General features: G+C 52.8%; 7 protein-coding genes. 2 read left to right on the top strand and 5 right to left on the bottom strand.

The window, feature by feature from the left end; all coding sequences use genetic code 11:
- Window positions 1-44: 44 nt before the first annotated feature.
- Window positions 45-1,205, top strand: coding sequence for a pyridoxal phosphate-dependent aminotransferase (locus tag BMI79_RS21335; protein ID WP_076944166.1), 1,161 nt, complete (start codon window positions 45-47; stop codon window positions 1,203-1,205).
- The gene (locus BMI79_RS21330) at window positions 1,193-1,966 is read left to right on the top strand and encodes an amidohydrolase (protein ID WP_076944165.1); all 774 of its coding nucleotides are present in this window, start codon (window positions 1,193-1,195) and stop codon (window positions 1,964-1,966) included. The genes BMI79_RS21335 and BMI79_RS21330 overlap by 13 nt, the downstream gene beginning before the upstream one ends.
- A gap of 66 nt (window positions 1,967-2,032) precedes the next feature.
- On the opposite strand, the gene BMI79_RS21325 is transcribed toward BMI79_RS21330, so the two are convergent.
- The 5 genes from BMI79_RS21325 to BMI79_RS21305 all read right to left on the bottom strand — a co-directional run.
- Complete coding sequence (locus BMI79_RS21325; protein WP_241680056.1) at window positions 2,033-4,195, bottom strand: TolC family protein; 2,163 nt, start codon at window positions 4,193-4,195, stop codon at window positions 2,033-2,035.
- 4 nt (window positions 4,196-4,199) lie between these two features.
- The gene (locus tag BMI79_RS21320; RefSeq protein WP_083704513.1) at window positions 4,200-5,507 is read right to left on the bottom strand and encodes an HlyD family type I secretion periplasmic adaptor subunit; all 1,308 of its coding nucleotides are present in this window, start codon (window positions 5,505-5,507) and stop codon (window positions 4,200-4,202) included.
- Entirely contained in the window at window positions 5,507-7,804 is a 2,298-nt protein-coding gene (locus tag BMI79_RS21315) for a type I secretion system permease/ATPase (protein ID WP_083704512.1), read from the bottom strand. Before BMI79_RS21315 ends, BMI79_RS21320 begins: the two co-directional genes overlap by 1 nt.
- Window positions 7,805-8,131: 327 nt before the next feature.
- Window positions 8,132-9,061, bottom strand: a complete 930-nt coding sequence (locus BMI79_RS21310; protein WP_076944163.1) for an OmpA family protein — start codon at window positions 9,059-9,061, stop codon at window positions 8,132-8,134.
- A 300-nt stretch (window positions 9,062-9,361) separates the two neighbouring features.
- The coding region (locus BMI79_RS21305) for an Ig-like domain-containing protein (RefSeq protein ID WP_076944162.1) at window positions 9,362-12,719 on the bottom strand (3,358 nt) is incomplete at its 5' end.

Genomic DNA, 12,719 nt, shown 5'->3' with positions numbered 1-12,719 from the left:
TGTTATATTGTTGGCAACATAAGCCCCAGGAGTATTAGCCTGAGATGAACACTTCAGCCCCGATCCCCGAAAGCAAGTTACCGGCTCTCGGTACCACCATTTTTACTCAAATGAGCGCGCTGGCGCAGCAGCACCAGGCGATCAACCTATCGCAAGGATTCCCGGATTTTGATGGCCCAGATTACCTGAAACAGCGCCTGAGCTGGCACGTCAGCCAAGGGGCTAACCAATATGCGCCGATGACCGGCGTTGCCCCACTGCGTGAAGCGATTGCAGAAAAAACCGCACAGCTTTATGGCTGGCAGCCCGACGCCACCAGCGAAGTGACCATCACCGCCGGCGCAACAGAGGCCCTGTTCGCCGCCATCAGCGCGCTGGTGCGCCCCGGTGATGAGGTGATCTGCTTTGATCCCAGCTACGACAGCTATGCCCCGGCGGTGCAGCTCTGCGGTGGTGAACTGAAGCGTATCGCCCTGCAACCGCCCACGTTCAAGGCCGATTGGCAACAGTTTGCGGCTTTGCTTTCACCGCGCACCCGGCTGGTGATCATCAATACTCCACACAACCCTTCCGCCACCGCCTGGCACGCAGAAGATATGCAGCAACTGTGGGCCGCAATTGCAGAACGTGAAATCTACGTGCTGAGTGACGAAGTTTACGAACACATCTGCTTTGCCACAGGCGGCCATGCCAGCGTGCTGGCGCACCCGCAGTTACGCCAGCGGGCGATCGCCGTTTCCTCCTTTGGTAAAACCTTCCATATGACCGGCTGGAAAGTGGGGTACTGCGTGGCTCCTGCTGCGCTGAGTGCCGAGGTACGCAAGGTTCACCAGTATCTGACCTTCTCGGTTAATACTCCGGCGCAATTAGCGCTGGCCGACATGCTGCGTACCGAACCCGCACATTGGCAGCAGTTGCCCGCGTTCTACCTTGCCAAACGCGATCGTTTTGTGCAGGCTTTGGCGAGCAGCAGACTGGAAATTCTGCCCTGCGCCGGCACCTACTTCCTGCTGGCTGATTACAGCGCTATTTCCGATCTGGATGATGTGGCCTTCTGCCATTGGTTAACCGAGCACGCAGGCGTGGCGGCGATCCCCCTTTCCGTCTTCTGTGCCGACCCTTTTCCTTATAAATTGATCCGGCTGTGCTTCGCTAAACAGGATGCCACGCTGGACGCAGCCGCGGAGCGGTTATGTCGACTTTGAAGATTACCCTATTGCAGCAACCTCTGGTCTGGCGCAATGGCCAAGCCAACCTGCGCCAGTTCGATGCTTTGCTCGGTGCCGTTAGCGGCCGCGATCTGATTGTGCTGCCTGAAATGTTTACCACCGGTTTCGCCATGGATGCCGGTGAGAGCGCATTGCCTGAGCAGCAGGTGATCGACTGGCTGCACGCCTGGGCAGCCAAAACCAATGCGCTGATCGGCGGCAGCGTAGCGCTGAAAACCGCAGAAGGGGTGGTGAACCGTTTCCTGCTGGTTGAGCCCGGCGGCAAGGTGCATTGCTACGATAAACGTCATTTATTCCGTATGGCGGGTGAACATCTGCATTATCAGGCCGGAACCCGGCGCGAAGTATTTGAATGGCGCGGGTGGCGCATTCTGCCGCAAATCTGTTACGACCTGCGCTTCCCGGTTTGGTCCCGCTATCAGCAAGATTACGATCTGGCGCTGTACGTCGCCAACTGGCCTGCGCCGCGCAGCCTTCACTGGCAAACGCTGCTGGCGGCTCGTGCGATTGAAAATCAGGTGTATGTTGCGGGTTGCAACCGCGTGGGTGAAGACGGCAATGGCCTGAGTTACAGCGGTGACAGCCTAGTCATCAGCCCGCAGGGGGAAAAGCTGGCCAGCGCGGAGCCCGGTGAAGCCACCCGGCTGGATGCGGAGTTATTATTGGAGACGCTGCAAGCCTATCGTAACACTTTCCCGGCCTGGCGCGATGCTGATGGTTTCCTACTCACCCACTGACGATAAGCGAGGCGCAGCAGAGCCAAACTGCTGCGCCCCTTTTAAAATAGCCTATTGGGATAGCTCTTAATCCCCTACCCATTTCAGCAACATGGCCGCACTGGAAATAACGTTGATGTTAGAGATATATCCATCGTAGCGGTTATTGATAGCAGACAGCTGATTATTGAAGTGGTCGTTCTCTGCCGTCAGCACGTCCAGCAGCGTACGCGTACCGAGGTTATACCATTGATCATAAAACATATTTTTGACTCGCTCTGTTTCCACCGAGAGGCGGTCAAAGTCATTGGCGCGCGTAAACGATGAATCACGTGTCTGGATCATACTGTTAATCTGATATTCCAAATCACGGTAGGCCACTTCATATTGTTGCTGAGCCCCATTAGCCTTGGCTAAGGCCGACATCTGTGCGGCCTTCTGTGAGCCACCGCTGAACGCATTCCACTGGACGTTCAAGCCGGTATACCAGCCTGTTTCATCACCGTTGACGTCCTTCCTCGTATCTTTTGAAACCACCCAATTCAACTGCGGCATACCTGATGCGGCAACGCTTTCAGCCTCGTAGGTCGCAGCCTTCGCCTGCGCCTGCAACTTCAGCAGGTTCGGGTTTTTATTCAAGGCGGCCAAGGCCATGGACGCAGGCATCATTGCCCCTTGCCAGGAAATATTCTCGGGTAGATTCGGCTCGACACCCAACAGGCGTACTAATTTGATACGGCTACTGCTAACCTGATGTTCGATATCATCCAGACTGGCACGCGCAGAGAGGAGTTTGGCTTTCGCCTGAGTAAACTCGCTGGCACGCCCTTGGTCTGCCTCAGCGATTTGCGCCAGCATATTAGTCAATTGCTGCATACGTTCAACATAGGAACGAGCTACTTTTCGGCTTTCCTGATAGCGGCCAAGATTCATCAGTTCAGAGATTGTGCTGTAGGCAAGCTGTTCCTTAGTATACCCCTGTGCATTAACCGCCGCCGTTACCCCCTCTTCTGCACTATCGATCTGGCTGCCGATCCTGCCCCAATCATAAATCGGTGTGGTGATAGAAACCGAACCACTGGTATCACTGATGCTACTGTTATTACGGTTGCTCCCACCGCTGTTGCTTTGAGCACTTAATGGGGTGGAAAGGCCTAATTGCACCTGTGGCCAACGCTGCCCTTTGGTTTGATCAACATAATAGCCCGCGGCCAACACATCCGCTTCTGAAGAGCGAACTTCCGGGCTATGGCTCAACGCCAATGTCACCATCTTGCGGAGAAAGCCGCGCGATGTGTCATTGGTTCCCGCATAGAACGCTTTGGCGGACACCTCTTCTTTGGTATTGGTATCACCTTCACCGCTGATATCGCCATTCCAACGCACCTTATCGTAAGCCGGATCGGGCTGGAAAGATTGTTGCGTCGTTGGGAAGCCTTCCTGATTACTCTTCCACATTGATGCTGATTGACGCTCTGTTGGTGCAGGCGCAGAACTATCCGTATCACGGGAAGGTCTTTTTACCAGCACCGGAGCAGATGTTGCCTTCACTTCAGGCGGCGGTGACAGCGTCTGCGCCGTTGCAGATCCCATGTTACGGTCACTCGCCGTCGGTTCACTTCGCTGAGTAAACACCGGTGCTCGTGTTGCCGATGCGGGAACCGGTGGTGGCACCAGTTCCTTCGGTTCTACCGGAGGAGACATCCTTGGCGTTTCAGACGGCTCACTGCGCTGGGTAAATAACGGTGCTTGTGTTGCTGGTGCGGGGATTGGCGGTGGCACCAGTTCCTTGGGTTCTACTGGAGAAGATATCCGTGGCGTTTCAGACGGTTCATTGTTCTGGGTAAACACCGAGTTGGCGTTATTCACCGCTGGCACCGCTGCCTGAACAGGCTTTTCCTGTACGGGTGCGGCATGGTTGTTACCTATGGCAACAAGGCTTTTTAATAAATCGGGAGCCTCACTTGACGTTTGTGACTGACTGGAAGGAGATGCGGCGGCCTGTGGACGTTCTTGCTGAACAGGAGCCGATGACTCTCGCACTGCACCATTGGAAGTATCAAGAGCAGCGAGACTTTTCAGAAAATCAGGGGCATCGCTCTCGGCATCTGCTGCCTGCTGCGTCGCTGCTGGCGATGGTGAATCCAGCTCCAATTGATTCATCTCTTCTGCCAAAGGAGCAAATGGCAAAGACACGGCCAACGCCGCTGCCACTTTTAGCCAACGGAATTCATTTTGTTTATATGCCATTCTCTTATCTCTCCCGGAATGCTTCTCGTGCTTTTAATACAGGTTTCAGCAAGTAAGACAGGATGGTTTTCTCGCCTGTCCGAATCTCAACATTCGCCACCATCCCAGGGATAATAGGGAATGTTTTGTCCTTGACGTGCAATGCTGCCTGATTAGTCCGTATATAGACGCGATAGTAAGTCGAATCGCCACGGCCGGATCGCGCTTTCTCTTCATCAACCAAAGTATCGGAGCTGATATGCTCCACCACGCCACTCAAACCACCATAAATAGCATAGTCATAGGCGGTGATCTTAACCGTGGCGGGCAAACCAGGATGAATAAATGCCACATCAGCCGGTTTAATTTGCGCTTCAACCAGCAAGTTATCCTCCAGCGGAATGATCGTCATAATCTCAGCGCCTTGCTGGATAACGCCCCCGCGTGTGGTAGTACGGATGTTGTTTACCGTTCCGCGCACCGGGGCCACAATGGTGGTACGTTGCATTACGTCTTCGCGACCACGCAAGATTTCCTCAGCCTGAGCCAGTTCTGATTCCAACTTGTTCAGTTCGCTGTTGGCATCAGAGCGGAAACGGTTGGTACGTTCGGCAATCTGCAGTTGGAACTCATTCGCCTGGCGGCGCAAGCGCAGAATTTCCACATCGGAAACCAGCCCTTTCTTGGCTAATGGCTCAGAAAGCTGTACCTCATTTTCAGCCAAAGCCAGGCTTTTCTTCAGCGCCCCCACGCTCTCGTTCAGCGTTCTCAACTGGGCATTGTAGGCCTGGGTTTCATCATTCACCAGGCTGGGAACCGCCATAACCTCCGGCGGAAATACCAATGGAGTCCCATAAGACTGAGCGCGCAACCGTGCTATCGATGCCTTGAGGCCCAAGACTTTCGATAATGATTCACCATAGCTGGAATCCGCACGCGTCGGATCCATCTTCAGCAACACCTGACCCTTTTCGACGGTATCTCCCTCACTTACGTTCAGTTCTTGAAGGATCCCCCCTTCCAAGCTCTGTATCACCTGCTCACGGCTGGCTGGGATAATTTTACCGTCACCGCGCGTGATCTCTTCAACGCGCGCGAAATGCGCCCACAACAGAGCCACAACGACAACTAACGCTATGGTATACAACATAATCATACTGAACGGCGTTTTTTGTGAGATCAGCGCCGCTTGCAGGTCATTGATAAACGTCAAATCGTCGTTTTCAACTTTCCCGTTCACGGGATCATCACTGGCACTTTTACTTTTGCTGGCCAAGCCATTTTTAGCCGGATCCTGTTGCGGTGGGGACACCTTGAGGTCGTCCTTATTCATTACTGTGTTCCCCTTTTCTGTTCGGCGATTTTCGCGGTGACGTTATCTGACGTCGGGGTCGGTGGGGCCACTCTTCCCGTTTCAGCCTGTGCGCTTTGCTGGCTTTTCTTCTGGCTGTTGGCATTAAGCATAGCAATAACCTGATCTTTAGGACCATCAGCCATTACTCGACCATCATCAAGCACAATCAACCGCTCAAAAATATTCAATACTGACATGCGATGGGTCACAATCACCAACGTCTGCCCCTCGATCGCTTTTTGCAACTGACGGATAAACAGGGTTTCCGTCATCGCATCCATAGAACTGGTGGGCTCATCCATCAGCAGCACTTTCGGCCGCAGCAACAGGCAACGTGCCAGCGCAACCAACTGTTTCTGCCCACCGGACAGTGCGTTACCCATTTCACCGACCGGCATGTCGTAACCTAATGGGTGTCTGGCCGCAATCCGATCCAAGCCCGTCATACGCGCAACGCGCAAAAACTCCTCGGTGCTGGCTCCCGGGTTGCCAATGGTCACGTTGTAGCGCAAGGTTCCATGGAACAGTCGACAATCCTGGCCGACATACCCCACCGCAGCTCGCCAATCCGCCGGATCGACCTGTGTAGCATCAACACCATCGATCGTAATCTGGCCACTACGAGGCTGCAGCAGACGCCCCATGACCCGTAACAGTGTCGACTTTCCACTGCCGATGCTGCCAATGATCGCCACCCGTTCACCGGCCCGAATATTGATATTGATGTTTTCCAGGATAGGAGGAGGCACCATCAACCCCGGTATCGGATAGGCAAAACCCACCTTTTTCAATTGCAGATTCCCAGTGAAACTGGGCGTCGGCAGATAATTAATCGCGGCATCGCGTTCCGTCGGTAACTCCATCAACTGATTCAGCGACTTCAACGCGGTTTTAGCATGCTGATAACGCAAAGCCAGCGCCACGACGGAAGCCAGTGGCCCCAGAGAACGGCCTGACAAAATCACTACCCCGATCATTGAGCCCATGGTCAACTCACCAGCATGGATGAGATACACACCAAATACCACGATGACCACTGTGGTCACCTGCTGCATAAAGGAGACAAAGTTAGACGTCAGGGAGGAAAGATATCGAGTCTTCATGGAAGACGCCGCAGCCAAGGCGCTGAAGTCATCCCAACGCTTTTGCATCACACCTTCACCCCGTGCTGCTTTCAGCGCCTCAAGCCCTTCAATGGCCTCGATCAACAACCCCTGTTTCTGGGAAATTTCACGAATGTTTTCGCCCATATAACGACTGAGCGGCCACTGAATGCACACGCTAACCAGCAAAATAATGGGGATGGCAATCAACGGGACGATGGCCAACTGCCCACCAATCAGGTAGATGATCAGCATAAACAGGATACAGAAAGGCAAGTCTGACAATGTCGACAGCGTCGCTGATGTCACAAAATCACGCACCGCTTCAAAATCACGCAATTGGTTTGCAAAAGAGCCGGTTGACTGCGGCTTGCTCTCCATACGCATGGCCATGACCTGACGGAACAATTTGGCCCCCAGAATCAAATCGGCTTTCTTACCGGCAACATCAAGCAGGTAGGTACGCACTTGTCGCGAGGTGAATTCAAATACGATCGCAATCAAGACGCCTATCGCCAGTGACCATAGGGTGACGTAAGCCTGTGTCGGGATCACGCGATCGTAAACGTTCATGGTAAAAAACGTACTGGCCAACGTCAGTATATTGGCCAACAAAGCGGCCATCGCGGCACTGTAAAAGTAGTGACGATAACGCCACAGGGTAGAGAACAGCCAATGCCCTTCGCGGTTCGCTTCCGGCAGGATTTCATCGTCGCTTCGCTTGTCAAGTTTCGGCTTCGGGTTCGCCACCATGGCGTACCCGCTGTAATTCGCCCCCAGTTCGTCTTCCGACATTTGGAGAGCACCGCCACTTTCCGGCACCACCACCTGATACTTCAGATCGCCACGTTTACCCGTGCGTGAAGTAACGACGCAATAGCTCCCATCATTGCAAGCCAATACCAGAGGAAAAAGATAAGAAGAAACTTTGGCCAGATCTCGTTTTATCCATCCCCCAGAAATACCCACCTGTTCCAGCATCCGCAGGGCCAGTTCCGGTGTCAATTTTTCGCTACGCGGTAATCCTGCGTATAAAACCTCTTTGCTGGCCAGTTTATTATGATATTGGCATAACCATTCAACGGCCCACAGCAATGAATCTTTGCCATGATCTTCAATATTATCAAAGTCGGTGGGCTCTAATACTGGCGGAGGAGTTATTTGCTCACTCATAGCTATTCTCTGATTTCATTGAGAACCTACGCTTATTGGTTAGGTTAATTATAATAAAGCGTAGCAAAGGAGATAAAACCTCGCCAGAAAACCCTGACTTGCCACTAGAATAAACATTTGTAAAAACAGTTAAATACCGAGAAATCTCATCGTATCGACGACTAAATCGAGCACTCATGGTTTTTAAACTCAAACATTTCAACAGATAGTTTAAAGATAGTTGGAGAAGTTAAGATGCTTTGACTAAATTTTACGAAAAATAAGATGGGCCACCCACATGCCGTAGCCCATCTTACGTTACCTACTCTATATGCGGCTTAGCTATTTTTATCTGACTACGATATCAACACGTCGGCTATTGATATTGCAACCCGCCGTCCGGCCTGCAACACACCCTTCGGCATTCTGCGCAACGCCCTTTCCTTCAGTAGCCATAATGCTCGAAGGTTCAACCCCGCCCTGAATCAATACGTTGCGTACTGTCTGAGCTCTCGCCTCAGAAAGACGCTGATTAGACTCAGTGTGGCCAACCGCATCCGTGTACCCGTACAGTTCAATCTCCGCAGTACCAGAGCCCTGCTTGACGAAGTCAATCACAGTACGCAGCTTAGCCTGAGACTCAGGCAATATTGCCTTAGCGCCGCTCTGACCAAACTGGAACAGTACACTTTCCTGAATCGATGCAACGTTAGCACCCATGACGTATTCACACGGCTTCACTTGTGAAGCGCGGTTGACAATGCGTGTCTGCTTGCTCAAAGGTTTCAGCAAAGGTTCGGCTATAGCACGATCGGCCAATGCCGTCGTAGTGCCTTTCGAACCAGGATTAACCTGCAGAAAATAAGTTTCACCCGCCTTCATCGCCAACTGATGACTCGGCTTTTGTTTCCCCTGATACCCTGGCTGATCGTTGAAGTAGGACTCAACAGTATGTGTCCCTGGCGCAACGCAAAATACGCTAAACTCACCGGGCTTCAGTGCCGACTGCAGTTCACGATCCACATAAATAGCGGCAGGCAGTTCCCCCTGTGGGTAATAAAACACCACTTGCGCCAGTTCTGAAACGACATCAGCAACTGGCCGATAGTTGACAGAAGCATGGCCGATATCAGCGCTGGATGAGTCAGAAACATAAGATACTCCTGCCCCCGAGCGCTCGTATTGCTGCTCCGCGATTGCGGTAAAAGAAAACGCCCCAATCACCAAAGCAATCAACGAAATATTTGCTGGTTTACATCCATGACGAACAACTTTCATTATTAACTAACTCCAAAAACACCGTATTCATCCATTAATAAACGTCTTGTCACCGTTTCCTCTTCACAAAGATAAGTAATGGTCACCAAGCTAACGCTCATTAACGGCTTATCTGTTTTTGCTATGCAGAATTGCAACACCCATCTGCTTTCCGATTTTTCACCCAACAGTTAACACCGGGGTACGGCACGGTGGGGAAATAGCCCACGGTATTTAAACCGTGGGCTCTGTTACCGGTTAAACAATGACTTGGTTATTCTGCAATAACGTTTCCAGAACGCTATAAGCATCAAGTCACGGTTACATGATAGTCACATTAAGCGTCTGCTCGATAAACAGCTCACCGGTATTACCCACATTACTGTAGATATTGTAAGCCACACCATTCAACGTCGTGGCCCCCTGGTGAGTCCAGCTTTCTGACGCTGTCGCCCCAGAACTGAGCTCCACCAGGCCGTTATCACCGGTGATCTGCAGTTGCACCTTACTATCGTTAACCAGCAGATCCCGTTCACCGGAGTCAATCAGATCGCTGAGTCGTAAGCTGATGGAATTGTTACCATTACCCAATTCAAAGTGTTCAAAACCTTGCACTTTCTGGCCCATTTCAGCCAGGTTAAGGTGCATGTTCTGCCCACCCAGTTCGAGGGTATCAATCCCCAACCCGCCATCAACCCGCACAAAGTCGGTACCAACGATAGAAACAGTATCATTTCCACCACCACCGTAGGCAACATCACCCGTGCCGATATTGCTGATCCGGTCATTACCAAGGCCACCACTGATACGATCCACCTGACCAGTCAGCCCAACCAACACGTCATCCCCCACCGTGAAGGCCTGGGTCAGATTATCTACACTGCCGTAGTAAACATCGAATTTACCACCGTTATTGGCGCCTTGATCACTGCCCCATGACGGGATCGCAATGTCTTGAATACCATCGCCATTCCAGTCACCTGAGCCGATATTGGTGCCCATGTAATCGTTCGTGTTAGCTCCGACCCACTTCTTGGCTTGGCCTGCTGTTACCAGCGCGTCCAAATCAGTGTTAGTGGCAAAACCGCCCCCTTCCTGACCATAGACCAGATAAACCGCACCATTGTTAGTTTTACCATTGCTGTCGGCATCCGGTGCACCAATCAGGAAATCATCGATACCATCGCCGTTGACATCACCGGCGCTACGCACCGACTGCCCCAACAGCGCATCGGTGCCACTGTTCGAAGAGGTCAGGTAGAAACCATTGCTACCGTCCAGATTCTTCAGGCTCAGATCGCTCCAGGCTCCGTTCTTGCCGTACAGGACATAGGCACGTCCTGGTGCAAGACCACCGTCTGCTTTATCTCCCCACAGCGGTGAACCGATGATAAAATCACCAATCCCATCACCGTTGATATCCCCCAGGCTCGCGATGGTGTTGGAGGTTCCATATGGCATACCACCATGTGAAGCACCGCCCCAATCCAGGGCAACATCCCCCAATTCCTCGTTGTTTTCTGTAGAGGTCAGTCGGATCCCCACCTTGGCATAGTCCTTGTAAATATCCAGGTTGCTGCCATACCCCTGCACATCACCGAAGACCAGGTACGCTATACCCGCTTCAGAGTATCCGTCCACCGACACGCGTGGATAGGTAATGATGAAATCCTCATAACCATCACCGTTAACATCCCCCACTGACTGGTGGCGATCTCCCAGGCTGCTCGCGGCATTGGATGAGTTAATATAGGTAAACTTATCCGCCGACAGCGCTACCTTGGTTTCAGCGTTAGTTAACCCCGTTGCCGTCATTGTCAAATTAGACCATGAGGCGCTACCCGCATTGCCTGCATGACCATACAGAACGTAGACCTTGTTGCCATCAGAGCCACCGAACACGATATCGGCATAACCATCACCGTTGTAATCACCACCGGAGGCAGCTACCCCTGACCAAGCACCACCTGCTCCATTAATCAGGAAACCACGGCTGGTTGAGCCCGTTTTGATAGCATCCAAATCAATCGTACCCATGCCATCTGCGCCCCCAAACAGGACGAATGTACTATCAGCCAGGTTGGAAGAAACGATAACATCATCGTAGCCATCACCGTTGAGATCGCCGATTTTCGTTACCACCATCCCCTGATTACTAAAGTCACCCAGCGAGAGTTTAGGGTTATCCATCCGAATACCCTGCTCTGCCGTGAGTGCATCCAGACTCGGGAGTTGCGGCAGACCTTGCGGTGTACCATAGACGATGTACATACTCGACTGGCTGACTGCTATCGATCCCACCATAAGGTGCGGCGCTGACACCATAAAGTCTTCAATGCCATCACCATTAAAGTCCCCGATACCGGTCAACGCATAACCCAACACGTCATTAGCCTGTGTACCTATTACCTGTGTTGATACGGTATTGTCTACCACCAGGCGTGCACTGGCATTGTCGTCAAGTAATCCAGCCTTGGACTGATTGCCTGCCTCATCCACCAACACCGCTTTCAGGTTATAGGTGCCATTTTTCAGCATCGGCAGGGTATAGGTAAAGCTGCCTGTCGCGCCATTGACGGTAACAGGGATATCCTTGCCAAGCAGGGTGTCACCTGCGCCGTAAACGCCATCATTATTGACATCATTGAACAACATCACGGTCACTTTGCCTGACTGTATATCCGCCAGATCCTTTGCCCCTATCCCGGTCACCGAACCCTGAATGGTCGGGGTAGTGATACTGGTGATGTTATCTGACGTGCTGACACCGTTGTCACTGGTGGTAACCAGATCCAGTACCAGTTTGCCGACCGGGGCCTGGGTATCTACCGTGACAACCTGCTGGGTATTGCTGCCCGCAACACCAGAAGCACTCAGCACCCGTGCCATATAAGTATGGGTACCGTCGGCCAGAACTCGGCTATCCACATAGCTCCAAGTATTGTCCGCAGCCACGGTAACAGCAGACCAGGTCTTACCGCCATCCATAGAGATCTGGGCAACCTGCCCTGCGCTCAATTTTGCATCCAGCGTCCCTCTTATCGTCAAGGTGTTGTCGCTTGTGACAAAGTCAGAACCCGATTTCCCCGTATCATCGCTGATCCCTGAGATCACTATCTTCTGATTCGGTAAAGACTGGTCAATGGTGAAACTGTACGCCGGTGACGGTGCCGTGGTGTTGCCCACCGCATCGGTCTCCTTCGCCGTCAACGTCACCAGGCCGTCGGCCAGTGGCAGGGTCGGTTTCAGTGACCAGGTGCCGTCCGCCTGGACGATGGCCGTGCCGATCGCGGTCGAGCCGTTGTACACCGTAATGGTGTTGCCGGCTTCGGCGCCCGTCCCGCTGAGGGTCGGACGGTTGTCGTCGGTAGTGCCACCGGCAACCACGTTCCCCTTCCGCTCACCAAATTGGTCATCCACGCCGGTGATCGCCACCAGGCTGGCATCCGGAGCCGTAAAGTCCAGCGTCAGGGTAAAGGTGTTCGACGGCTCGCTGACGTTGCCCGCCTGGTCCACCGCCGTCACCGTAAAGCGGTGCTCGCCTTCCGCCAGTTTATCGGCCGGCGTAAAGCGCCACTGGCCCAACTCGTTGGTCTGCGCCGAGCCCAGCAACCCGTTCTGGTCGGAGACCATCACCAGGCTGTTGGCTTCTGCACGGCCTGACAGCGTTGGCGTCGGA

Origin of the sequence: Serratia oryzae (assembly GCF_001976145.1) — a bacterium.
GTDB classification, from domain to species: Bacteria; Pseudomonadota; Gammaproteobacteria; order Enterobacterales; family Enterobacteriaceae; genus Chania; species Chania oryzae.
The sequence above is the reverse complement of the archived record's forward strand: the minus strand, read 5'-3'. Positions and strand labels throughout refer to the sequence as shown.